Source organism: Burkholderia sp. Bp9016 (assembly GCF_003857765.1).
GTDB lineage: Bacteria > Pseudomonadota > Gammaproteobacteria > Burkholderiales > Burkholderiaceae > Burkholderia.
In genome coordinates this window covers 54056-78524 of record NZ_QTPY01000020.1, presented here as the reverse complement: position 1 = coordinate 78524, position 24469 = coordinate 54056, and the positions used below count along the sequence as shown (strand labels likewise).

Sequence of the window (24469 nt, the reverse complement as noted above, 5' to 3'; positions counted from 1 at the left end):
GCCTACGCAGCATGACGCCGATACAGCGCGAGCGAGCCGGCCAGCGCGAGCAGCATCGCGCCGCACGTGCGTTCGAGCCACAGCGCGCCCGAGCGCTTCAGCAGACGCACCGCGCGTGCGCCGAGCAGCGCGTAGCCGAACATCACCGCGCCGTCGAGCAGTGCGAACGTGAGCGCGAGCGCGACGTATTGCGGCGCGAGCGCTGCCGACGGATCGAGGAACTGCGGCAGGAATGCGGAGAAGAACAGATAGCCCTTCGGATTCGTCACCGCGGTGAGGAAGCTCTTCGCGAAGATCGACGCGTTGCGTTCGGGCGCCGCGCCGCCGTGCGCGACGGCGACGTCGAGCGCGCCCTTCGACGTGAGCAGCCGGATTCCGACGTATGCGAGATAGGCGGCACCGAGCCACTTCACCACCGAGAACCAGAACGCCGACGCCATCAGCAGCGCGCCGAGGCCGAGCGCGACCGCGACGATCAGCACGAAGTCGGACAGCATCGCGCCGGCGAAGCCGTAGGCCGCGCGGCGCACGCCGTAGCGCGAGCCGTTGGTCAGTGCGAGCAGCACGGTCGGGCCGGGCGTCGCGATTCCGACGAACGCGACGGCGGCGAAGATCAGCAAGGTCGTTTCATGCATGACGGAGGCTCCTGGTGGCAGGTGCGCGCCCGATTATCGGGCGCGGCGGGCAGTGCTGTACAGGCATGACCGTCGCGCGGCCAATTATCTCGATATTGGCAAGAAGCTGTTTTCATTATTGCTCTTTCAAGAGGAACCGGTTCCAAATACCATGGCGGCGCCGCGGCGGGCAGAGGGCCGCTGCGGCATCGCGCGCGTGTCGCACGGGCGCGGCCCCGCGTGCGTGCGCGGCCGGCCTCGCATTGCCGGCGGATTTCGCCGGCCGCACGCGCTACTCGCACAGAACAACGGGCCGAGCGCCCGGAGACGCTAAAAACCATGAACAAGCAACTGATCGCAGCACCGCTGCTGCTCTCGCTCGCGGGCATCGCCTCCGCACAAAGCTCCGTCACGCTGTACGGCATCGTCGACGCGGGCGTGACTTACCGCAGCAACGAACGGGTCGGCTCGCCGGGCGCCTACACCGGGCATTCGGATGTCGGCCTGACCACCGGCAACCTGTCCGGCAGCCGCTGGGGCATCAAGGGTTCCGAGGATCTCGGCGGCGGGATGCGCGCGCTGTTCGTGCTGGAGAACGGCTTCGACATCACCAACGGCACGTCGGGCCAGGGCGGCCGCCAGTTCGGCCGCCAGGCGTTCGTCGGCGTCGGCAGCGACCGCTACGGCACGATCACGCTCGGCCGCCAGTACACGTCGCTCGACGACTTCGTGAGCCCGGTCGGCCCGTCGTCGTTCATCGGCGGCTTCGGCGCGCATCCGGGCGACATCGACGATCTCGACCAGACGGCGCGCGTCGACAGCTCGATCAAGTACACGAGCGCGAACTACGCGGGCTTCACGTTCGGCGCGCTGTACGGCTTCGGCAGCCAGCCGGGCAGCATGAAGCAGCGCAACACGTGGAGCGTCGGCGCGGCGTACGCGGCGGGGCCGCTGCGCGTGGGCGTCGGCTACGAGCACTCGGACAACAGCAAGACGGGTGCGACCGACCCGACGTCCGGCAAATGGCAGAGCACCGACGACGGGCTGTTCAACTCGTCGATCAACGAAGGCTATGCGAGCGCGCAGTCGCAGCAGGTCATCGCGACCGGCGCGACGGTCGACCTCGGCCCGGCCGTCGTCGGCGTGAACTACAGCAACGTGCAGTACCGCAGCGGCGCGCAGTCGCTGTTCAGCGGCCATGCGACCTTCAACGTCGCGGGCGTGTTCACGCGCTGGAACGTGCGGCCGCAGACGCAGCTGTTCGCCGGCTACAGCTACACGCGCGGCAGCAGCGTCGACGGCATCGACGACCGCGCGCAGTATCACAACGTCACGCTCGGCGCGGTCTACGACCTGTCGAAGCGCACCAGCGTGTACCTGCTCGGCGCGTACCAGCACGCGTCCGGCACGACGCTCGACGCGCTCGGCCAGCCGGTGGCCGCGACCGCGTCGGTGTCCGACAAGGCGAACGGCCACTCGTCCGATTCGCGGTCGCAGGCGATCGTGAGCCTCGGCCTGCGCCAGAAGTTCTGACGCCGAGCGCGACCGGCGGCCCGCCCGGGAGGCGTGGCACAGGTCGCGCGGCACGCCTCTATACTGTCGCCTCCCTTTCTGGAGGCGACATGACCCGAACCCGTTCCGCTAGCTGCCTGTGCGGCGCCGTCACCGTCACGCTGCACGGCGAGCCGGCGGCGCGTGCGAATTGCCACTGCGCGACATGCCGCGATTTCTACGGCATGCCGATGCTGTCCGCGACCGCATGGCAGCTGGAGCAGGTGTCCGTCACGGGCGCCGACGCGACGTTTCCGCATCCGTCGAAGTCGATGTCGCGCACGTGGTGCCCGGCGTGCGGCGAGATCGTGTTCGGCACGAACCGGCTCGGCATGCGGGTCGTGCCGAACAGCCTCGCCGCGCGTGCGCATGGCGGGCAACTGCCCGATGAATTGCAGCCGACGATGCACCTGTTCTACCGGCAGCGCGTGATCGACATCGTCGACGCACTGCCCAAGTATCTCGATGGCTGGGACGGCCCGACGCTCGACAGCGCACACTGATCCGCACCGGCTGCACGCGCGACCGGCGTGCGGCCGCGATCGCTCGCTTGCGGCCGTCTCTTCGCTCGCCGCGTACACGGCACCCTCCTCGTCGGCCATTGCCTCGCGCGACGCATCGCATCGCTTCACCTCTTCACGATTTCCGCAGTCACCCGGCACGCGTCGCGCGCATTGGGACGCGCAACGCCGAATGCGCCGGACATTATTTTTCCTCTTTCATTCCAATTTCGATTTGTAATCATCGAGTCGATTTGCCGGCAATGAAAAAGCAATGCGTATGTATCAGAAAAAATGACGCGCCCGCATTGAATGATCCGGAAGAAAATTCCGGGAAGTGCAGGCTCCGGACCTGCTGTCTGACGGCGCGTAGCAGTGTTATTCCCGGTCTTGCACTGCATCGGTGAAATCAGATTGCGCGGTAAAGGAACGTAACAGTTAATTCGCGGCGGGATTGATCTGGATTTTTAAGAAATCACCAATGTTTCATATGCGTCGAATTACAGTGTCGAGAAACAATCGTCCGGGAGCATCATTCATGTTAGTGAAACGAATCCGCGCGGTATTGCCCGGAATATGCATTGCCATGCTGGCGTCGGTGAGTCACGCGCAGACGTCGTATTCGACGGACTGGCTCGCCAACACGTTCGGCACGCTGAGCACGCACGTCGGCAACGGCGCGCGCTCGCTGTGGGTCGCGCCCGAGGGCGTGATCTACACGGCGTCGCGCTGGGACGAGAACGCGGGCGGCGTGGCGATCTACCAGAACGGGCAGACTCTCGGCACGATCGGCATCCACGACGAATTCCAGGGCGGCGCGATCACGGGCAACGCTACGTCGTTGTTCGTCGCGCTCGGCTACAACCGCACGTTCGGCAGCGGCTCGGTGGGGCGCTACAACCGCGGCACGAACCAGCGCGACCTGCGCATTCCGGTCAGCACGTGGACGGGCATCCAGTACGCGGACGTGATCACCGGCCTCGCGACGGGCGGCAACCTGCTGTACGTGAGCGACTTCTACGGCAACCGCGTGCGCGTCTATACGACCGACGGCGTGTGGCAGCGCGACATCGGCGTGGCGGGGCCCGGCGCACTGGCGCTCGACGCGTCGGGCAACCTGTGGGTCGCGCGCAAGAGCGCCGGTGCGGTCGCGCAGTTCAACCCGACCGGCACGGCGATGAGCACGATCCAGATGGCCACCGGCGCGCGGCCGGCGTCGCTGTACTTCGATGCGCCGAACGGGCAACTGCTGGTGGGCGACGAAGGGCCCGACATGAACATCAAGATATACACGCTCGCCGGCCAGCCAACGCAGGTCGGCACGTTCGGCGTGCAGGGCGGCTATCTCGACACCGCTTCGGGCATCAAGGGGCAGGTGGGCGACAAGCGCTTCACGCGTGTCGCGGGCATCGGCAAGGATGCGGCCGGCAACCTGTACGTGCTGAACAACGCGTGGGGCGGCGGCTGGGATCTCGGTCGCAACGGCAGCACCGACCTGCATTCGTACAGCCCGACGGGCGTGCTGCAATGGAAGCTGCAGGCGCTGAACTTCGAGGCGATCGCCACGCCCGATCCCGTCACCGACGGCACGTTGTTCTACAGCGGCAACAACATCTATACGGGTACGGCAGGCGGTACGTTCGTCGCGAACACGGTCGATCCGTTCACCTATCCGAAGGACCCGCGCCTCGACATGAACGACTATCAGCGCGGCCAGCATTTCGGCCAGCTCGCGATGGTGGGCGGCAACCGGATCCTCGTCGCGTCGGGCCAGAATCCGGGCAACTTCAACTTCTATCACTTCAACAGCGCGAGCGGCTACATCGCGATTCCGGACGGCTCGATCCCGGGCAAGCCGTTCAACACGAATCTGCAGGTGACGGCCGGTTTCTCGATCGACGACAACGGCGACGTGTGGGCCGGGCTCGACCGCACCAACAACATCTCGCACTATCCGATGACCGGCTTCGATGCCACCGGCAAGCCGTCATGGGGCAAGCCGACGCAGATCCAGATTCCGCGCACCGTGCTGCCGCTCACGCGGATCATCTACCAGGTCGACAGCGACACGATGATTCTCGCGCAGGGCATCTCGGGCAGCTGGGACTGGACCGCGATGGACGGGCACATCGAGGTCTATCACGGCTGGAAGGGCGGCAACATGAGCGCGCCGAACCCGGTGATCAACCTGACGAGCGCGAACCCGAAGTCGATCGCGGCAGCCGGCCACTACCTGTTCGTCGGCTACGTGCACACGGTGCCGAACATCGACGTCTACGACCTGAACACCGGCAACCTCGTCACGACGCTGACGAACTCGAACACGTCGGCGATGGACGTCGGCAACGACGTCGACTCGATGTACGGCGTCCGTGCGTACCTGCGCTCGACCGGCGAGTACGTGATCACGAAGGACAACTACAACGGGTCGAGCATCGTCGTGTATCGCTGGCATCCGTGAACCCGCGACCACGCGCGCCGCGCCGCGCACGTCACGGCGCGCCGAGCACGCGGCCGTTCACCTCGCGTCCGTACATCGAGTCGGGTGTGTCGTGGAACTTCGCGCGGGTGTCCTGCACCGAGCCGGTGAAGCGCGGGTCCTGCGGGCGCTCGTGGCTGTCCATGAAGGTCGCGACGTCCCACGCCTGCTGATCGGTCAGCGTGCCGCCGAGCCCGAGCGGCATGTTGGCCTTGATGAAGCCGGCGGCGTTGCGGATGTCGCCCATCCCCGCTCCCCAGTTGAACGAGCGCGCGCCCCACAGCGGCGGGAACGCCGGCTGGCCGCCGCTCGATTGCCCCTGGCCGTCCGCGCCGTGACACAGCGCGCAGTGCTGCGAGTAGACGGCGGCGCCGCGCGCGTAATCGGCCTTCTGCGCGGGCGGCGGCAGTTTCGGGAAGCCCTGTCCCGGCAGTTTCGTGCCGACCGGCGCGCCTTTCGCGAGCCAGTACGAATAGGTTTCGAGCGCGACGAGGACCGGATCGCCGGCCGGCGGCGCCTTGCCGTTCATGCTGTAGCGAAAGCACCCCTGCAGGCGTTCGGCGAACGTGTTCACGTGCCCGTTCTTGCTGCGGTAGGCCGGATACAGCAGGTACGCGGCCCACATCGGGCTCGAATCGGGACGGCGGCCCGCGTCGAGGTGGCAGCTCGCGCAGGTCAGCTTGTTGCCGACGTACTTGCCCGCGTATTCGGGCGTGTGGAGGAAGATCTGTTCGCCGAGCTTCACGGTCTTGCCGAAGTCGTCGGCGGGAAGCGCGGATTCGGCGGGCGGCGTGAACGGCTTCGCCGTGGCAGCGGGCAGGGCGGCCGCCGGTGCGGATGCCGCGGCCGGCGTGTCCTGCGGTGCGGCCGCGCATGCGAGCGCGGGCATCCAGGCCGCGCCGAGCAGCGCGGCGCGGGCGCGGCGGATCAGCTTCGTGCGGTCGATCATTGCTTGTCTCCGTTCGTGGCGCCGCCGCGCGCATAGTAGGCGGCCACCGCGTCGATATCGGCATCGGACAGCTTGCCGGCGATCATCGGCATCAGCGCCATCGGCCCGGGGGCGCGCGTGCCGTGCTTCCACGCATTCAACTGGCCGGCGATGTAGGCAGCCGGCTGGCCGACGAGCGGCGGAAACGCGGTGCCCACGCCGAGGCCGCCCGCGCCGTGGCATTGCGCGCACGCGGGCAGGCCGTCCGACCAGCGTCCGCGCGTCGCGAGCCATGCGCCGGCGTTCGCCGGATCGATCGATGCGGTGCCGGCTGCGATCGCGGCCGGCGCGGGCAGGCTCGCGAAATACGCGGAGACCGCCTCGCGCTCGTGCGCCGACAGCAGTTTCGCGAGCGGCTGCATCACGGGATTCTGGCGGCTGCCGTCAGCGAACGCGGCCAGTTGCGCGGACAGGTACGCGGCATTCGTGCCGGCGAGCCGAGGAAAGCCTGCGGCCGCATTGCCTTCGCCCTGCGCGCCGTGGCAACCGATGCATGCGGCCACGCCCGTGGCCGTGCCCTGGGTCGCGAGCGTCTTGCCGAGCGTCGCGTCGTCCGCGTAGGCGCGGCCGGCCAGCAGCGCCGCGGTGGCGAGCAGCAGCGGCGCGAACCGGCGTCGCGGTGTGTCGAGCGAATCGTTCACGTGTCCCCTCCTTGTTGTCTGTCTTGTTGTGCACGCAGTCGTGCCGCGGTGCGTCAGCCCGCGCCGGGCCGGACCTGCTGCGGTGCGGGATGCGGCGTCGGCGCGCTCGCGTCGTAGCGGCCGAAGCCGTAGCGCTCGAAGATCCGGAACGCGTCCGGCGACCGGATGAACGCGAGCCACGCACGCGCGGCTTCCCGGTGCGGCGCGTTCCTGACCATCGCCCCCGCGTAGATCGCCGTCGTATTGTGCGCGGATGGAATGTCGATGTGCATCAGCGGATGCCCGACCTGTTCCTGGAACGCGGCTTCCGACTGCCACAGCACGCCGGCGTCCGCACGGCCCTGCATCAGGAACAGCGCGGTTTCGCGATGATGGATGTGCGTGAGTTCGGTCGTGCCGTCGCGCACCTTGTCGTCGTAGACGGTGCGCGCGAGCGCATCGCCGCCGGCCTTCACGAGCGACGCGCGAATCTGCCGCGCGACGCCTTCGAATTCCGGGTTCGGCATCGCGAGCTTCACGTCGGGCCGCGCGAGATCGTTCAGCGACGCGATGTGCTTCGGATTGCCGGCGCGCACCATGATCGTCAGCCGGTTCGTCACGTACGGCACGGCCGGGCCTTCGAGCGTGCCGTTCGCGATCAGCGCGTCGACCTTGCCGAGCCCCGCGAAATACGCGTCGGGCTTCACCGTCCATGTCATGTTGCCGACGGTGATCGTACCGCCGGCCTGCATCTGCTTCGCGAGCAGGCCCGGCGGGATCGTTTCCCAGTAGATGCGGCCTCGGTATTCGGGATGATCCGCCTCGAACTTCGCGACGAGCGGCGCCATCGCGAAGAAATAGTTGCCGCCGACGTACAGCACGAGCTTCGGCGCGGTGAGGTCGCCGTGGAAGTCGGCGAGCACGTCGACTTGCGGCACGGTGAATTCGAGGCCGCGTTGCGTCGCGTCGTTGTTGCGACCGTCCTGCCACGGCGGAAAGACGCTGGCGGTCGTGGCGGCCGGTGCGGCGAGCGATACCGCCGACGTGCCGCAGAGCGTGGCGAGCGCGACATGCAGCGCGGCGCGCCAGCGGCGTCGCGACGGGGAATGCATGGGGATCGATGCCATCGCGCACCTCACTTCGCGTAGGTGAAACCGGCCTGCTGCAGCTCGGGCAGCGTGCCGACCGCGCCCGGCGTGACGATGGCGGACGGAATCACGTGATTGGTCAGGTCGGCCGCGAGGGCGTCGAGCGGCAGCTTGTCCGGATTCGCGTTCGCGCCGTCGAGCCGTTCCGCGAGTTCCCAGATGGCGTTGTGGCACGACAGGAACACGACGCCGCGCTGCAGCAGCGCCGCGATGCTGTTGTCGTGCGACGAGAACGCGCCGTCGGCCAGCTCGTGATCGTCGGCGTCCCTGGCTTGCGCGGGCTTCGCGGCGAGCAGCGTGTTGGTCGCGAATGCGGCGCCGGCGAATTTCGCGAGACCGTATTTGTCCCACGCCGTCTGGTCGAACAGCGCGAGATGCGCGGTGCCGTGCGTGGCCGACACGACAAGGAAGTCCGGGTGGCGGAACGACCAGATCTGCGCATTCAGCGCGTTGCGCATCAGGTTCAGCCACGGGCCGCCGAGCTCGGTGTTGTCCCATACCTGCTTCGGGCCGCCGCGATAGCCGATCACCTCGGTGAGCGCGGCGTGATCCCACTGATCGGGCCGTTCGAGAATCATCGGCACCGTCTTGAAGTCGCGCCGTCGCGGCGCGGCCGCAAGGCGGCGCGTGAGGTCGGCGAGGTGCGTCGCCCCGCCGGGCAGCAGCGCGCCGGGTTCGGGCGTCGCCGCCTGCGCGACGCGCGATGCGCCGAGCAGCGCGGAGCCGGCCGCGAGGCCGAGGGTCTTGAGCGCGTCGCGGCGCGCATGCCGGTCGGACATGGAGCTCTCCCGATATCGTTTTTGTTGGGGGCGTGCCGCTTCGCCGTGCCGAGGCGGAGCGTGCCATTGCGTTGCCAGTCTAGAGGCGCGCGACCGATAACGGAAATCGCGATATCGGATGGGAGCTATTCGAGGGTCCGATGATTGGCTGAAACGACCGCGCGGCGCGACGCCGGCAAATGCGGCTTCGCGCTGAGCGGGACAACGGCACGGCGTCAGTGTGCGGTGTGCTCGCGCAGCACTTCCGACGGCCGCGTGTTGCGCACGAACACACCGGCCAGCACCGCGCCCGCGAGTGCGATCGCGCCGGCCAGCACGAACGCGGACGCGAACGAGCCGCTGCGATCGACGATGAAGCCCGTCACGGCCGGCCCGATCACGCCCGACAGGCTGCCCATGCAATGCAGGAAACCGCTCACGCCGCCGACGCGGGCCGGATGCACGACGTCCTGCACGATCGCCCAGTAGATCGCGCCGGTCACGTACAGGAAGAACAGCGACACGGACATCAGCGCGACCGCGCCCTGCGTCGACTGCACGGCGCCCGCGACGGCCACGCACGCCCCCGCGCCGAGCAGGCAGGTGACGAGCACGATCCGGCGCGACAGCAGCAGGTTGCCGGTGAGCCGGTAGAGCGCATCCGAGATTGCGCCGCCGCATGCGAGGCCGACCGTGCCGACGAGCCAGGGCACGACGGTGGCCACGCTCATCTCCTTGATGTTCAGGTGGTGGGCGCGCACGAGGTAGCTCGGGAACCAGCTCAGGAAGAAGAACAGCACATAGTTGTAGCTGAAGAACGCGGCGGCCGTCGCGAGGATGCGCGGCTGGCGCACGTAGTGCGACAGCGTGTGTGCCGGGGTCGCCGCGCCGGACGCCGACGACGCGTGGGCGGACGCCACGGCGGGCGCGCCCGGTGCCGTGTTGACCGGCGTGGCCGGACGGTCCGACGTCGACATCATCCACACGACGACCCACGCGAGCCCGATGGCGCAGACGATCCAGAACGCGGGCCGCCAGCCGAACTGTGCCGCCAGCAGACCGACGATCGGGCCGGCGATCGCGCCGCCGAGCGGCGAGCCGGCGCTGAGCAGCCCCATCGCGGTTGCGGCGGCGTCGCGCGGCAGCCAGTTGTTGACCATCTTGTTCGCGGCCGAGCACAGCGGCCCTTCGGCCATCCCGAACAGCAGCCGCACGATCAGCAGGCTCACGAAGCCGACGGTCAGCGCGGTCATTCCGCAGAACACCGACCACAGCCCGACCGACAGCACGTACACGAGCTTTGGCCCGAGCCGGTCGGACGCGAGCCCGCCGATGAAGTTGAACAGCGCATAGCCGATGAAGAACGTGCTGAACACGAGGCCCATCTGCACGGCATTGATGCCGAGATCGGTCTGCACGATCGGCGCGACGATCGACAGCGCCACCCGGTCGAGATAGTTGATGCCGTACACCATGAACAGCAGGAACACCGTGAACCACGCCTGCGACTTCTGCTTCATCTCCGTCTCCTTCGTGCCGGTGGGCCGGCCATCATGTTCGTGTCTCGTCGATCGTCCGCCGCGTCGGCAACGACGTCGGCGGGCAAGGGCATTGCGCGGTTCGCGCGGCGGCGGCGAACCGGGCGGGCGGTCGTTCAGCGCGCGTACAGCGGCGCGAGCAGCGCGTCGGTGCCGTGCGTGCGCAGCGTCGCCAGATGCGTACCGACGCGGGCGATCAGCGCGTCGGGCCACGCGACGTCACCGGCGAGCGCGGCGCTGCCGAGCGCGGCCCGGACCGCGCCGCCGGCATCGCCGGCCGCCGACAGCGTCGCGCCGAGCGCGCCCGCGCCCGGATCGCTGATCGTGAGCGCGCGGCCCGCTTCGTCGCGCGCGGTGGCGACGTAGTGCAGCCAGAGCGCCAGCGCGCGCTCCAGATACGGCCGCTCGATGCCGGCCGCGACGCTTTCGCCGAGTGCGGGCAGCCAGCGCAGCGGCACCTTCTGCGTGCCGTCCATCGCGATCTGTTCGGTGCGATGCGCGAGCATCGGATTGCGAAAGCGCTGCACGAGCGTCGCGCAATAGCCGCGCGCGTCGTAACCCGGCGGCACGTCGACGGTCGCCAGCAGGTCGCGCGTCATCACGCCGTCGACGAGCGCCGCGATGCCCGGATCGGCCATCGCATCGGACACGGTCGCGCGTCCGCGCAACTGCCCGGCATACGCGATCGCCGAATGCGAGCCGTTCAGCAGCCGCAGCTTCATCGTTTCGTACGGCCGCACGTCGGCGACGAGGTGCGCGCCGGCGTCTTCCCAGCGCGGGCGCGGCCCGGCGAAGCGATCCTCGATTACCCATTGCGAGAACGGCTCGCAGACGATCGCGGCCGCGTCGCGCGCACCGAGATGCGTTTCCGCCCAGTCGAGCGAATCGGGCGTGGCGGCCGGCACGATCCGGTCGACCATGCTGTTCGGGAATGCGACGTCGTCGCGGATGCGCCGTGCGAGCGCGCCGTCAACGTGTTCCGCGTAGTCGATCAGCAGCGCGCGCAGCGTGTCGCCGTTCGACGTCATGTTGTCGCAGCAGACGATGCTCAGCGGTGCATGCGCGGGTCGCAGCCGCAGGCCGGCGGCGATCACGCCGAGCGCGGTGCGCGGCGTGTCGTGCGCCGCGAGATCCTGCTTGAGCGCGGGGTCGTCGAGATCGAGACCGCCGCCGGGACGGCGGCAATAGCCCTTCTCCGTCACGGTCAGGCTGACGATCGACACGGCCGGATCGGCGATCAGCGCCAGCAGCGCGGGCAGCGATTCGGGTGCGAACAGCGCACCGTGCACCGCACCGACGATGCGCGTGCGCGCGCCGTCGCCGTCGCGCTCGGTCACCGTGTACAGATGATCCTGCGCGGCGAGCAGGTCGACGGTATGGCGCCGCCGCAGCTCGACGCCCACGATCCCCCAGCGCAGGTCGCCCTGTTCGAGCACCGTCTCCGTATGGAGTGCCTGGTGCGCGCGATGAAACGCGCCGAGGCCGATATGGACGATGCCCGTGCGGACCGCGTGCCGGTCATAACGGGGGCGGCGCGTGCCGGGCGGCGCGGTGCGCAGGAAATCGGGGGCGGATGGCATGACGGTCTGAACGGGTTTGTACCATGGTAGATTGTGAAGTCCGTGCAGGTTATTTCGAGTTAATCCGCGAAGTTATCGGTGTAAACGCTAAATCGCCCGAATCTGATTGCTTATGTACCATGGTAGTTATCGATATCGAGTCGGATCAAGCCACCACCATGAGCGAAGCGGCAGCACTGGAAGAAGAGGACGTCGTCGTCACGGCGTTGCAGGGGTTCTCGCTGGACGAGAGCCGGTCGTATACGGAGCAGGTGCATGCGCTGCTGCGCCACGCGATCGTGCGCGGCGCGCTGCCGCCGCGCACCGCGCTGTCGGAGGCGGTGATCTCCACGACGATCAAGGTCAGCCGCACGCCGGTGCGCGAGGCGTTCGCGCAGCTCGCCGACGAGCGGCTCGTGCAGATCATCCGGAAGGTCGGCACGCTGGTCGCGCCGATTCCTGTGTCGATCCTCGAGGAAGGGCGGTTCGCGCGCAGCACGCTCGAGTGCGCGAACCACGTCGAGCTCGCGCAGAAGATCACGCCGGCGCAGCTCGCGGAGCTGTCGCGGATCATCGATGCGCAACGCGATGCCGTGGCCGCCGGCGACGTCGAGGCGTTCTTCGATCTCGACGAAGCGATGCACGGCCGAATGTTCGCGTTCGCGGGCCGGCCGCACGTGTGGGAAATGCTGCAGCCGATGAAGCGCCAGTTCGACCGCGTGCGCTGGCTGCTGCTCGATCGCGTCGAGGATCACGCGCGCCGCGCGCTGCAGGAGCACGAGCAGATTCTTGCGCACATCGCGTCGCGCAACATGGCGCTGCTCGGCGCGTCGGTCGCGATGCACGTCGACCGGATCGGCTCGCATCTGCCGGAAGTGCGAAGCCGCGCGCCGCATTACTTTGTCGACTGAAACGCCCGCTGGAGGAGCGCAGTGAAAATCGAACGTTTGCAGACCATCGTCACGTGTCCGGGCCGGAACTTCGTGACGGTGAAGATCGTGACCGACGAAGGGGTGTACGGCCTCGGCGACGCGACGCTCAACGGGCGCGAGCTCGCGGTGCGTGCCTATCTGGAAGACCACGTGTTTCCGTGCCTCGTCGGCCGCGACCCGCGCAACATCGAAGACATCTGGCAATACCTGTATCGCGGCGCGTACTGGCGGCGCGGACCCGTTACGATGACGGCGATCGCCGCGATCGACATGGCGCTGTGGGACATCAAGGGCAAGCTGGCGGGCATGCCCGTCCATCAGTTGCTCGGCGGCAAGAGCCGCGACGGCCTGATGGTCTACGGCCATGCGAACGGGCGCGATCATGAAGAAGCGGTCGACGCGGTGCGCGAGCACATCGAGGCCGGCTACCGCGCGATTCGCGTGCAGTCCGGCGTGCCGGGGCTCGACAAGGTGTACGGCGTCGGCAAGACGGCCGGCGCGTACGAGCCGGCCGAGAAGGGGCTGCCGCCCGAGGAGCCGTGGGACACCGCGCTCTACCTGCGCCACACGCCGGAGCTGTTCCGCAAGGTGCGCGACGCCGTCGGCGATGTGCCGCACCTGCTGCACGACGCGCATCACCGGCTCACGCCGATCGAGGCCGCGCGCCTCGGCCGCGATCTCGAGCCGCACCGGCTGTTCTGGCTCGAGGATGCGACGCCCGCGGAGAACCAGGACGCGTTCCGGCTGATCCGCCAGCACACGACGACGCCGCTCGCGGTCGGCGAGGTGTTCAACTCGATCTGGGATTGCAAGGACCTGATCCGCGACCAGCTGATCGACTACATCCGCTCGACCATCGTGCACGCGGGCGGCATCACGCACGTGCGCCGGATTGCCGACTACGCGGCGATGTACCAGGTGCGCACGGGTTTCCACGGCGCGACCGACCTGTCGCCCGTCTGCATGGCCGCGGCCGTGAACTTCGGGCTGTGGGCGCCGAACTTCGGCATCCAGGAACTGATGCCGCACAGCCCGCTGACCGATGAAGTGTTTCCGCACAGCTACCGCTTCGAGGACGGCTATCTGGTGATGGACGACGTGCCGGGCCTCGGCGTCGACATCGACGAGACGCTGGCCGCGAAATATCCGTACGAGCGCGCGTACCTGCCGGTCGCCCGGTTGCGCGACGGTTCGATGTGGAACTGGTGAGCGGCGAAGATCCGAAGGAGAGAACCGAAATGTTGAGCGTCGTTGTCGATCGTCCGAACAGCATGAGTGTGCGCGAGGTGCCGCTGCCCGCGCCCGCCGCCGGCGAAGTGCGCGTGAAGGTGCGCTACGCGGGCATCTGCGGGTCGGACCTGCATATCTTTCACGGCAAGAATCCGTTCGTGTCGTACCCGCGCATCATCGGCCACGAATTCGTCGGCACGATCGAGTCGGTCGGCGCGGGTGTCGACGCCGCGCGGCTTGGCGAAACCGTCGCGGTCGATCCGGTGATCAGTTGCGGGCATTGTCACGCGTGCACGATCGGCCGGCGCAACGTGTGCCGGCACCTGAGCGTGCTCGGCGTGCATCGCGACGGCGGCTTCAGCCAGTACACCTGCGTGCCGGCCGGCAATGCGCACCGGATTCCGGAAGCGATCGCCGATACCTGCGCGGCGATCGTCGAGCCGTTCGCGGTGGCCGCGAACGCGACATCGCGCACCGGCGTGCTGCCGGGCGACGTCGCGCTGATCTACGGCGCCGGCACCGTCGGGCTGACGATCCTGCAGGTGCTCAAGCGCGTGTACGGCATTCGCGCGTTCATCACCGACCGGCTCGATGCGCGGCTGCAGCTCGCGCGCAAGTGCGGCGCGGCGCAGGACGAGGTCATCAACACCAGCGTCGAGTCGCTGCCGGAGGCGCTGGAACGGCGTGGCGTCGACGGCGGCCCGACGCTGATCTTCGATGCGGTCTGCCATCCGTCGATTCTCGAGGAAGCCGTGAGGCTCGCCGCGCCGGCAGGGCGGATCGGCGTGCTCGGGTTTTCGTCGGAGCCGTCGGCGATCGTGCAGGCGGAGCTGACGAAGAAGGAACTGACGCTGGCCGCATCGCGGCTCAATTGCGCGATGTTCCCGCAGGTGATCGACTGGATCGGTAGCGGGCTGATCGAACCCGAGCACATCGTCACGCACAAGGTGGGCTTTCGCGACGTCGCGCGCGCGTTCGAGATGGCCGAGCGCAATCCCGCGGAAAGCTGCAAGATCCTGCTCGATTTCGCGGGCGGCTGATACCGGTTCGTGTCGACGGCCGGGGCGTGTCGCGCGTGTCGCGCCGCGTCGGCCGAACGATGCGATCGCTCGTCGCCGGCGAGCCGGAGCGGCGCGAATCCCGCGCGCCGATTCGAGAGCAGCAGCGGGATCGGACACAACGATATCCAACATCAGGAGACATGCATCGTGACCCGGATTGCCTTCGAGGAAATGCAGCGCGCGATCCATGCGGCGCTCGTGAACGCGGGGATGCGCGAACGCGACGCCGAAATCTGTGCGCGGGTGCATACCGAATCGACCTGCGACGGCGTCAATTCGCACGGCATCAATCGCGTGGCGCGCTTCGTCGACTATCTCGACAAGGGGTGGGTGAACGTCGACGGCGCGCGTGAGCGGGTCAAGCAATTCGGTGCGATCGAGGTGTGCGACGGCCATCGCGGCCCCGGCATTCTCAACGCGCTGTCCGCGACCGACCGCGCGATCGAGATCGCCGACGCGCAAGGCGTCGGCATCGTCGCGATGCGCAACGCGACCCACTGGATGCGGGGCGGCACCTATGGCTGGTACGCGGCCGAGCGCGGCTACATCGCGATCTGCTGGACCAACACCGAAGCGTGCATGCCCGGCTGGGGCGGCAAGAACACGCGCGTCGGCAACAACCCGTTCGTGATGGCGGTGCCGCGCGCGCAGGGCCATATCGTGCTCGACATGGCGATGTCGCAATACTCGTACGGAAAGCTGCAGGCCACCCGACTCAAGGGCAAGAACATGCCGTTTCCCGCCGGCTTCGACAGCGACGGGAAGCTGACCGCCGAGCCAGGCCCGATCGAAGCGTCGATGCGCATCTTGCCGATGGGCTACTGGAAGGGCTCGGGCTTCGCGATCATGCTCGACGTGCTCGCGGCGGTGCTGTCCGAAGGGCTCGCGACGAACGGGATCGATGCGATTCAGCAGGGAAGCTGTACGGGCTGCTCGCAGGTCTTCATCGTGATCGACCCGCGCAAGCTCGGCGGCGAAGCATTCACGAACCACGTGGCCGACGGCGTGGCGGACTACGTGAATACGTCCGAGCTCGCGGAAGACAGCAGGGAGGTGCTCTATCCGGGGCAGAGCGCGCTGCGCACGCGGATCGAGCAGCGGCGCGACGGCATCGTCGTCGACGACGGCATCTGGGCCGACGTGCTCGCGCTCGCGGAGCGGCGGGCGACGCCGCATGCCTGACGGGAAGGCGGCCGGCACGCCGGATCGGCGCGTGCCGGCCGTTGCCGGAACGAACGTGCCGACCGGATCCATTGCTGCGTAGACGCATGTTTTAATCTGGAGAACTGATCATGACGGCGGATGTCGCGCTTGCGCCCGATGCAGGCATCGAGGCACGGAACGAAGACGCGTTGTACCGGAAGGTGATACTGAGGATCGTCCCGCTGTTCTTCCTCGGTTTCATCATGTCCTATCTGGACCGCGTCAACATCGGTTTCGCGAAGTTGCAGATGGCGGCCGATTTCGGCCTGACGAATGCGTCGTTCGCACTCGGCGCGAGCGTGTTCTTCTGGGGCTACATGCTGTTCGAAATTCCGAGCAACCTGATCCTGGGGCGGGTCGGCGCGCGGGCATGGATCGCCCGGATCATGGTCACCTGGGGCATCGTGTCGATCCTGATGGTCTTCTCGCGGAACGCTGCGGCGTTCTACTCGCTGCGGTTCCTGCTCGGCGTGTGCGAGGCCGGCTTCGTCCCGGGCGTGATGTACTACACGAACACGTGGCTGCCGGCCCGGCGTCAAAGCGGCATGTACTCGCTGTTCCTGATGGCGTTGCCGATCGCCGTCGTGTTCGGGGCGCCGCTCTCCGGCGCGATCATGGAGACGATGAACGGCGTGGCCGGCATCCACGGCTGGCAGTGGCTGTTCCTGCTCGAAGGGCTGCCGTCGGTGGTGCTGGGCGTCGTGATCCTGATGCTGCTGCGGAACAAGCCGGCCGACGTGGACTGGCTGAGCCCGCGCGAGAAGCAGATCATCGAGGCGAACGTCGCGAAGGAGGCGGCCTTCAAGTCGCATCGCGTGGCCGATGCGTTCCGCTCGCCGAAGATCTATGCGCTGATCGTCGTGATGATCCTGTTCAACACCGGGTTCTACGGTCTCACTTTCTGGATGCCGACGCTGTTTCACGACGCCGGCGTCGCGAACAGCCTGGACGTCGGGCTGCTGACGGCCATCCCGTTCGGCGTCGCCGCGCTTTGCATGTACGTGAACGCGCGGCGCGCCGAGCGCTCCGGGCGGCTGCGCCGGCACGGCGTGGTGCCCGTCGCGCTGGCCGCGATCGGCCTGTTCGTGGCGACGGTGGCGCACGACAACTTCTGGCTTGCGCTGGTGATGCTGACCGTCGCGACGTCAGGCATTCTGTCGCTGATGCCGATCTACTGGACGCTGCCCGGACGCGTGCTGTCCGGGCCGGCCGCGGCAGCCGGCTTCGCGCTGATCAATGCATGCGGAAGCCTGTCCGGCATCCTGGGCGCGATGATCATCGGCTACGCGGGCCTGCGGATCGGCATGACCATCCTGGCGGGCGCGCTGTTGCTGTGCAGCGTCGTGTTCTACCGGGTCTGTCCCGCCACGGCGGAATAGCATCGCGGGGGGCGGCACGGCCCGTTGCGGCGCGCGGCGGTTCCGTGATATCCGCCGCGCCGTTTCACCGCGTGCCGGATGGTCAGAACGACACCGTCGTCGTCAGCGTGACGAGGCGCGGCTCGCCGACCGCGACGATCAGGTTGCTGTTGCTCGACGGATAGTAGGTCTTGTCGAGCAGGTTCTTCACGTTGAGCTGGATGCGCGTCGGAAACTTGCCGATCGTCGTTTCGTACGCCGCGAACGCGTCGACGGTCACGTAGCCGGGCAGCGTGAAGCTGTTCGCGGTGTCGCCGGGCCGCGCGCCGACGAGCCGCGCACCGCCGCCGAAGCGCCAGCGTCCGGGCAGGTTCGCAATGGCCGTGTCGTACACCGCGAACAGGCTGCCGGTGTGGCGCGCGACGTTGACGAGCGGCGTGTTGCTGTCGCGGTCGTTCGCGTTCGTGTAGGCATAGCTGCCGATCAGGCTCAGGTGGCGCGTGATCTGCCCGGCGACGTCGAGCTCGATCCCGCGCGAGCGCGCGGTGCCGATCGTCGACGTGAGATCGCCCACCGTGACCGCGACGTTGCGCTTGTCGATCTGGTAAGCCGCGAGCGTGCCGGTGATACCGGGCTTCAGGCTGAACTTCAGGCCGGCTTCCAGCACGCGGCCGAATTCCGGCGCGAGCGGCGACGCGACATTCGATGCAACGTTCGGCTTGAACGAGCGGCTCACGTTCGCATACGCGGTCAGCGACGGTGTGAGCGCATACGCGAGCCCGAACTGCGGCAGCCACACATTGCCGTGCGAGCGGTCGGCGAACACGAACGGCCGGCCCATCCCCGATTCCTGCTGCCAGTCTTCCCAGCGCAGCCCTGCGACCGCGGTCAGCCGGTCGGTGAGCTTCACCGAGTCCTGCACGATCATCGAGTACGTGTGGCCTTTCGAAAGCGAATCGCTCTGCTTCGTGCTCGGCGTGCCGCCCGGCGCGAGCAGGCCGTAGACGGGATCGTAGAGATCGAACCCCTTCGTCGCGGTGCCGCGGATCGTGTCGCCGCGGAAGCTGCGCTGCCGTTCGTATTCACCGCCCACATACAGCGCGTGATTCATCCCCGCGAGCGTCAGGTTGCCGAGCAGGCCGAGCGTCGCGATCTGGTCGGAGTCGTTGCGCCCGAGGTTCGCATCGGACGAGCGCGACAGCATGCCGGTCGCGCTGTTGAACGCGGTCGCCCGGGTGATGTACTGATCGTAGCGGTCGCGGCCCCAGCCGTAGGTCGCGCGCACGCGCCATGCGTCGGAGAAGCGGTGCTCGATGCGCGCGCGCAGCGTTTCCTGGATCCCGCTGCTTTGCGCCCACGCTTCCTCGTAGCGGCGATAACGCAGTGCGTCGTCGGGGCGGCCGTTCACGAGCACGGTGCCGCGATCGAACGGCGTCGTGTAGTCGACGTACTGGTAGCTGACGTCGATCGACGTGTTCGCGTCGTGCCACGACAGCGCGGGCGCGATCAGCGCGTCGCGTTCGCGGCCGAAGCTGCGCCAGTAGCGGCTCGTGTCGTATTCGCCGGTGAGCCGGAACGCGAGCGTGCCGCCCGCGACCTGGCCCGGCTTGCCGAGCGGGCCCGTCAGGTCGAACTGCGCGCTGCTGCCGCCATGGCTCGTGCGCGATGCCGAGATCGAGCCGCCGAACGCGTCTTCCGGCTTGCGCGTGACGAGATTGATCACGCCGCCCGGATCCTGCATCCCGTACAGCAGCGAAGCCGGGCCCTTCAGCACTTCGACGCGGTCGATCGTCGCCAGATAGCTGTGCAACACCGGCGTGCGCACGCCGTCGACGAGCACTGACCCGTCATTGTTCGAACCGAAGCCGCGCTTGATGAACGCGTCGCGCGTGCCGCCGAGCGTGTTGGTCTGCGTGACGCCGCTGATGTTGCCGAGCACGTCGTCGAGCGAGCGCGCCTGCTGGTCCTGAATCACGCTGCTGCTGACCACCGCGATCGATTGCGGAATGTCCTTGATCGCCCGGTCGCCGCCGCCGGCGACGCTGCTGGTGCGCGGCTGATAGCCGACGGTCGGGTCCGCGGCCGCCGACGCGCTGACGCTGATCGCCGGCAGTTCGCGCCCGGTGGGCGGTGATGCGGGCGTGGGCGACGCTGCTGCCGCGGCAGGGTCGGCGGGCGCGCGATCGTCGGCGGCCGCATGCGCGCCGCTTGCGACGCAAAGGGTGATCAGGGCAGGCAGGCTCGTGCGCCACGGACGCGAGGTCCGGGCGCGGCGGGGCGGTCGACGGGATGGCATGAATCGGTGAGTGACGGAGTGCTAAGAATCGGGTCGCGGACCGCAGCGGCTTCGCCGCGGCAGGGTGCGCATGATATATGTAATGATAATCATTTGCAATTGTAATAATGCTGATCCGGACTGTGCGCCGCGATTGCCGGGCCGGCGGGCATTTGCTACCGTAGCGCCCAAAATCAGAAGCAGTGAAATTCAATGAGAGCCGGGGGCCGCACCATGTCATCTACCTGTCACGTCGCGTGCAGCGCGACGCCGCGCACCGCAGCCGACCACGCGGGTGGTGAAGCAACGCCGGCGCGTTCATTTCGCACTGCGTCGGGCAGCCGGCGCAGCGCCGCCTTCAATCACTTCAACCACCACGTTTGACGGGAGACCACCCCATGAAAAGGATTTCCGTGCCGTTTGCGGCGGCCGCGCTCGCGGCATGTGCGATGCTGACCGGCGTTCAGCAGGCCGTTCATGCCGCGCCGGCTGCCGAGCCTGCGATCGATGCGCACTACGGCACCGTGATCGAGGCCTACACGCAGGACATGAGCACCGCGAAGGCGAAATACGACGGTAAGCGCCTCGCATTCGTCGGCGCGGTGATCCGGATGGGCAGCGACCCGGGCGGCACGTACTTCGGTGCGTTGACGACCGACGGCGAGCAGTTCGATACGCACTTCGACGTGGCCGACCAGGATGGGCTGAAGCCGAAATTCCCCGGCGGCGAGATCAAGCCGTTTACGGCATCCGCGAATTTCCGCTTCAGTTGCGTAAACGAAGGCTATATCGACGCGCCGGTGCTGCCGGGGCTGAAGCTCGTGCATTGCCGGCTCGCCGATTGACGTAGCGCCGTGGCCGGCGCTCAGAATTTCTGCTGGATGCCTGCCATCACGCCGAGCTGATTCATCCCGGTGCCGACCGTCCCGCCCGCGGCGACCGCGTTCGCGGCCAGTGCGCTGTTGAACATGTAGCCCACCGACGTATAGACGGTCGTCCGCTTCGACAGGAAGTAGTTCGCGCGGCCCACGAGCAACGTGGCGTTGGCGCCGTCGGCGCTTTCTCGGCGCTGCAGGTAGCGCACGCCCTGGAGGTCGAGCGCGAGGTACGGCGTCGCGTAATACGTGCCGCCGGCAAACACGATGTCGGCCTGCAGATGTTCGGCCGCCGCGAGGTTGCGGCGGATCCAGCCGGCGCCCAGTTTCGCGGGGCCGATCTTCACGTAGCCGGCGACGATGTCGCGCGTGTCGGTGTAGGCCGGATTGTTCAGCGGCGCGAGTGCACCGCCGCCGCCGCGCATCACGTCGTGCGACGCGGCAAGTCCGAAATTGCTCGCGTCATACGCGATCATCGCCGTGTATTGGCGGCATGCGACGATGTCGCCCGCCACCTGGCCCGCGCAGCCCGTCGCCGACGGTCCTGCCGGCCCGGCCGCGTCGCGCCCGAAGCTGTACGTCGCGCCGAGCGTTACGCCGTGGAACGTGCCCTTGTAGCCGATCGCATTGTCGCTGCGCGCATTCGGCAGGTACGAGTCGAAATCCGCCATCGAGTGAATCGACGGGCCGATCACGTCGGCATTGGTCAGCACGATCATCGACATGTTCATCTGGCGGCCGAGGGTCAGCGTCCCGAACGGACTGTTCACGCCGACGTTTGCCTGCCGCCCGAACAGGCGTCCGCCGTAGTTCAGCGCGCCGGTGCCGGGCTGGAAGCCGTTCTCGAGCACGAAGAAGGCCTGGTAGCCGCCGCCGAGATCCTCCGTGCCTCTCAGCCCCCAGCGCGACGGTACTTCGCCGGTCAGCGTCGGCATCCCGGTGAACGACCCGCCGTGTGCGGCATTGTTGTAGTAGGACACGCCGGTGTCGACGATCCCGTACAGCGTGACGCTGCTTTGCGCGCAAGCCGGGCCGGCCAGGGCCAGCGTCAGCGCCGTGGAGCATGCGACGCCCAGTTTCATTTTCATTGCTGTCTCCAAACAGTGTGTAGATGTACTTATCTATTTTTATCGGGTCGCCCGGTGACGACCCAGGGTGCCGACGGGTGTCGGCGAAACTGCAGCAGTCGTGCGTTACGACATCGCCGGATCGCGCTGCCCGCGCAGCGCCCGGGCGGGCCCGCAGGCCACGGCGACGGCGATCGCCGCGCCGGCCATCGGCACGAGGAATGCGAGATAGAGATGCGACACGGACCAGCCGTCGTCCAGCAGCGCGCCGACCGTCATCGGCGACAGAATCGCGCCGAGGCGGCCGATGCCGACCGCGAGGCCGATGCCGGTCGTGCGGATTTCGGCGGGATAGGGCGTTGGCGACAGCGCATACATGCCGGCCACGCATGCGTTGATGACGGCGCCGAGAAATACCCCGACCGTCAACCCGATGCCGAGCGAGCCGGTGTTCGCGCCGAACACGACCATCAGTGCGCCGCCCAGCAGCAGCGTGGCGCCGAGCAGGTTGCGCAGGCCGACGCGGGTCGACAGCAGGCTGAACAGCGACGCGCCCGCGATGCCGCCGAGATTGAGCAGCACGCCGCCGGTCACGCCCTGCGACGCCGACAACCCGGCCTGGACCAGCAGCTTGGGCGTCCAGCTCACGACGAAATAGAAGCTGCCCATCACGAGAAAGAACGCGATCCACAGCGCGATCGTGCGGCGCGTGAGCGGCGGCCGCAGGACCGCCGTCCAGCTCGACGCGGGCGCTCCGGTGTCGGTGGACAAGGCAGCGGCCGGCAGCACGTCGATCGGTGCGCGCTTCATTCTGGCGAGGATGCGGTTGATTTTCCGCAGCGCGTCGTCCGGGCGTTTCGCGAGCAGGAAGTCGAGCGATTCCGGCAGCAGTGCGAGCACCATCGGGATCGACAGCAAGGTCAGGACGCCGCCGAACGCAAACACGCTGCGCCATCCCCACGTCGACAGCAGGTAGCCGGCCACGACGCCGCCCGCGGTGGCGCCGATCGCATAGCCGGTCGACTGCATGCCGATCGCGGCGCTGCGCCATTTGTTCGATGCGTATTCGCCGCTGATGACGGTCAGGCTCGCGAGCATCCCGCCGATGCCGAGCCCCGTGTAGGCACGTGCGACGGCGAGCTGAAGCGTGTCGTGCGTGGCGGCGCACGCGAGCATTCCGGTCGAGATCACGACGAGGCAGAGCAGGATGATCCGGCGGCGGCCGACGCGGTCTGCGAGCGGTGCGATCAGCACCGAGCCGATGCCCATGCCGGCGAGGCCGGCACTGAGCAGCAGGCCGATTTCCTTGCCGCTCAGTTTCCACTCGGCCGCCAGATGCGGCGCGGCAAACGCGATGGCCAGCACGTCGAAGCCGTCGAGCATGTTCAGTACGACACAGGCCGTCACGGCCATCGTCTGGAACGCACTCATCGGGGATACGTCAATCGTATTGCGGATATTTGCACTCATGTCAAAGACCCTTTATTAAAATAGTATGACTAATTAAATGGAATCGAATCGAAGCCGGCGGTATTGAACGGGTGAAAGTGGTTGGGTTGGGTGGGCGGACGCGGTCCCTGAGGCCGCCCGCGGCCGTTGCCCGCTGATGCGCGCGCCGGTGCGACGCTTACGCGGGTTCGGTTTGACGCAGCAGCCGCTCGATCACGCGGCGTGCGCGATTGGGGCCCGCGTCCACATGGATGTCGATCTGCCGGCTTCCCGGAAACCGCAACTGGTTCCGGTATTGCGCTTCGATCACGGTCTTGTCCTCGTCGAACGTCGCGGCGGACTGCTCGATGACCGTTTGCGCGACACGCTCGACGTCGTGTTTCGGATTGGTCGCAACGGTCCAGAAGTAGTGCGTCGTCGCGTCGGTCTCGGGTGTGATGCCGTGAAAGCCGCGCATGTGGAAGCCGCCGCGCGACGGATCGAGCAGGTCGCCGGTGCCGGCGTCCATCGCGCCGGTCCAGATCCGGATATGCGACACGTGAAATTCGATTTCCTGCCAGCGATCGACACGGCCCGCGAACGGCCATGCGGCCGTGTAGGTTGGCGGCGGCTCGGAATCCGGCATCCGGCGGATCAGCGACACCGTGTCGCCGTCGCTGCTGACGCGGGTGTCCGCGCCCATGTGCAGCGGCGCGTTGCCGCCGATCGTTTTCAGGTGCACATAGCCGAGATGGCTCAGGTCCATCAGGTTGTCGTGAATGAGCTGATACGGCGCGTCGTAGTGGTAGCGGCCGCCGCCGAAGCGATAGTGCGGATCCGCGTGGAACGCGTAGTGCGGCGGCGCGCAGGCGGGTTGCGCGTGCGGGTCGGCGCCGATCCAGATCCAGACAATGGCGTCCTGCTCCCGCATCGGGTACGACGACACGCATGCCTTTGCCGGAATCCGGTCCTGGCCGGGAATCTCGACACAGGCGCCGTCACGGTTGAACAGCAGGCCGTGATAGCCGCAGCGCAGGCCGCGCGGTTCGAGCGAGCCGCACGACAGCGGCAGCGACTTGTGGCAGCAGCGATCCTCCAGTGCGCCGATTTCGCCGGACGGCAGCCGGAACAGCACCACCGGGCGGCCGAGCAACGTGCGTGCGACGGGGGCGTCCGTCAGTTCGGATGAAAGGGCCGCGACCCACCATCGGTCGACCGGGAATTGAGTACTGTTGATCGGTGATCCGGCGTGTTGTTCCATCGATCGTCTCCAATATCGTGTTGT

General features: G+C 67.7%; 20 protein-coding genes. 9 read left to right on the top strand and 11 right to left on the bottom strand.

Translation table 11 applies throughout. The features are described from left to right. Window positions 1-2: 2 nt before the first annotated feature. The gene (locus DIE13_RS23495) at window positions 3-635 is read right to left on the bottom strand and encodes a LysE family translocator (protein WP_124829514.1); all 633 of its coding nucleotides are present in this window, start codon (window positions 633-635) and stop codon (window positions 3-5) included. A gap of 318 nt (window positions 636-953) precedes the next feature. Between DIE13_RS23495 and DIE13_RS23490 the strand changes: the two genes are divergently transcribed. The 3 genes from DIE13_RS23490 (at window position 954) to DIE13_RS23480 (ending at window position 5126) form a co-directional block, all read left to right on the top strand. Further along, the gene (locus tag DIE13_RS23490; RefSeq protein ID WP_124829513.1) at window positions 954-2147 is read left to right on the top strand and encodes a porin; all 1194 of its coding nucleotides are present in this window, start codon (window positions 954-956) and stop codon (window positions 2145-2147) included. Window positions 2148-2236: 89 nt separating this feature from the next. Next, a complete protein-coding gene (locus DIE13_RS23485; RefSeq protein ID WP_124829512.1) occupies window positions 2237-2668 on the top strand; it encodes a GFA family protein in 432 nt (143 codons plus the stop codon). Between the two features lie 535 nt (window positions 2669-3203). Beyond that, window positions 3204-5126: an SMP-30/gluconolactonase/LRE family protein gene (locus DIE13_RS23480; RefSeq protein ID WP_124829511.1), complete on the top strand. Its 1923-nt coding sequence runs from the start codon at window positions 3204-3206 to the stop codon at window positions 5124-5126. Window positions 5127-5157: 31 nt separating this feature from the next. Here the strand turns inward: DIE13_RS23480 and DIE13_RS23475 are convergent, their stop codons facing one another. The 6 genes from DIE13_RS23475 to DIE13_RS23450 form a co-directional block, all read right to left on the bottom strand. After that, entirely contained in the window at window positions 5158-6093 is a 936-nt protein-coding gene (locus DIE13_RS23475; protein ID WP_124829510.1) for a c-type cytochrome, read from the bottom strand. Further along, window positions 6090-6773: a c-type cytochrome gene (locus DIE13_RS23470; protein ID WP_124829509.1), complete on the bottom strand. Its 684-nt coding sequence runs from the start codon at window positions 6771-6773 to the stop codon at window positions 6090-6092. The genes DIE13_RS23475 and DIE13_RS23470 overlap by 4 nt, the downstream gene beginning before the upstream one ends. A 53-nt stretch (window positions 6774-6826) precedes the next feature. Then, window positions 6827-7879, bottom strand: a complete 1053-nt coding sequence (locus DIE13_RS23465; protein WP_124829508.1) for a substrate-binding domain-containing protein — start codon at window positions 7877-7879, stop codon at window positions 6827-6829. An 8-nt stretch (window positions 7880-7887) separates the two neighbouring features. After that, window positions 7888-8679 (bottom strand): transcriptional initiation protein Tat, encoded by a 792-nt coding sequence (locus tag DIE13_RS23460; RefSeq protein WP_124829507.1) that lies wholly within the window; start codon window positions 8677-8679, stop codon window positions 7888-7890. 215 nt (window positions 8680-8894) lie between these two features. Continuing rightward, window positions 8895-10178 carry an MFS transporter gene (locus DIE13_RS23455; protein WP_124829506.1) on the bottom strand — a complete coding sequence of 428 codons (1284 nt, stop codon included), beginning with the start codon at window positions 10176-10178 and terminating at the stop codon, window positions 8895-8897. Window positions 10179-10312: 134 nt separating this feature from the next. Beyond that, entirely contained in the window at window positions 10313-11776 is a 1464-nt protein-coding gene (locus DIE13_RS23450; RefSeq protein WP_124829505.1) for a mannitol dehydrogenase family protein, read from the bottom strand. A gap of 158 nt (window positions 11777-11934) precedes the next feature. Between DIE13_RS23450 and DIE13_RS23445 the strand changes: the two genes are divergently transcribed. The 5 genes from DIE13_RS23445 to DIE13_RS23425 all read left to right on the top strand — a co-directional run bounded on the left by DIE13_RS23445 (window position 11935) and on the right by DIE13_RS23425 (window position 17560). Continuing rightward, window positions 11935-12666, top strand: coding sequence for a GntR family transcriptional regulator (locus DIE13_RS23445; RefSeq protein ID WP_124829504.1), 732 nt, complete (start codon window positions 11935-11937; stop codon window positions 12664-12666). A gap of 21 nt (window positions 12667-12687) precedes the next feature. Continuing rightward, window positions 12688-13896, top strand: coding sequence for a D-mannonate dehydratase ManD (gene manD, locus DIE13_RS23440; RefSeq protein WP_124829503.1), 1209 nt, complete (start codon window positions 12688-12690; stop codon window positions 13894-13896). Window positions 13897-13925: 29 nt separating this feature from the next. After that, a complete protein-coding gene (locus DIE13_RS23435) occupies window positions 13926-14957 on the top strand; it encodes a Zn-dependent oxidoreductase (RefSeq protein WP_124829502.1) in 1032 nt (343 codons plus the stop codon). A gap of 168 nt (window positions 14958-15125) precedes the next feature. Further along, window positions 15126-16160: a 3-dehydro-L-gulonate 2-dehydrogenase gene (gene yiaK, locus DIE13_RS23430; protein ID WP_124829501.1), complete on the top strand. Its 1035-nt coding sequence runs from the start codon at window positions 15126-15128 to the stop codon at window positions 16158-16160. Between the two features lie 110 nt (window positions 16161-16270). Next, window positions 16271-17560, top strand: a complete 1290-nt coding sequence (locus tag DIE13_RS23425) for an MFS transporter (RefSeq protein WP_124829500.1) — start codon at window positions 16271-16273, stop codon at window positions 17558-17560. An 82-nt stretch (window positions 17561-17642) separates the two neighbouring features. Here DIE13_RS23425 and DIE13_RS23420 read toward each other — a convergent pair whose 3' ends face one another. Beyond that, window positions 17643-19835 (bottom strand): TonB-dependent siderophore receptor, encoded by a 2193-nt coding sequence (locus tag DIE13_RS23420; RefSeq protein ID WP_124829499.1) that lies wholly within the window; start codon window positions 19833-19835, stop codon window positions 17643-17645. 377 nt (window positions 19836-20212) lie between these two features. Between DIE13_RS23420 and DIE13_RS23415 the strand changes: the two genes are divergently transcribed. Next, window positions 20213-20659 (top strand): hypothetical protein, encoded by a 447-nt coding sequence (locus tag DIE13_RS23415; protein WP_124829498.1) that lies wholly within the window; start codon window positions 20213-20215, stop codon window positions 20657-20659. A gap of 20 nt (window positions 20660-20679) precedes the next feature. Here the strand turns inward: DIE13_RS23415 and DIE13_RS23410 are convergent, their stop codons facing one another. The 3 genes from DIE13_RS23410 to DIE13_RS23400 all read right to left on the bottom strand — a co-directional run bounded on the left by DIE13_RS23410 (window position 20680) and on the right by DIE13_RS23400 (window position 24445). Further along, window positions 20680-21777, bottom strand: coding sequence for a porin (locus tag DIE13_RS23410; RefSeq protein ID WP_124829497.1), 1098 nt, complete (start codon window positions 21775-21777; stop codon window positions 20680-20682). Window positions 21778-21882: 105 nt separating this feature from the next. Then, window positions 21883-23226 carry an MFS transporter gene (locus tag DIE13_RS23405; RefSeq protein ID WP_124829496.1) on the bottom strand — a complete coding sequence of 448 codons (1344 nt, stop codon included), beginning with the start codon at window positions 23224-23226 and terminating at the stop codon, window positions 21883-21885. 157 nt (window positions 23227-23383) lie between these two features. Further along, window positions 23384-24445 carry an aromatic ring-hydroxylating dioxygenase subunit alpha gene (locus DIE13_RS23400; RefSeq protein ID WP_124829495.1) on the bottom strand — a complete coding sequence of 354 codons (1062 nt, stop codon included), beginning with the start codon at window positions 24443-24445 and terminating at the stop codon, window positions 23384-23386. Window positions 24446-24469: the final 24 nt, after the last annotated feature.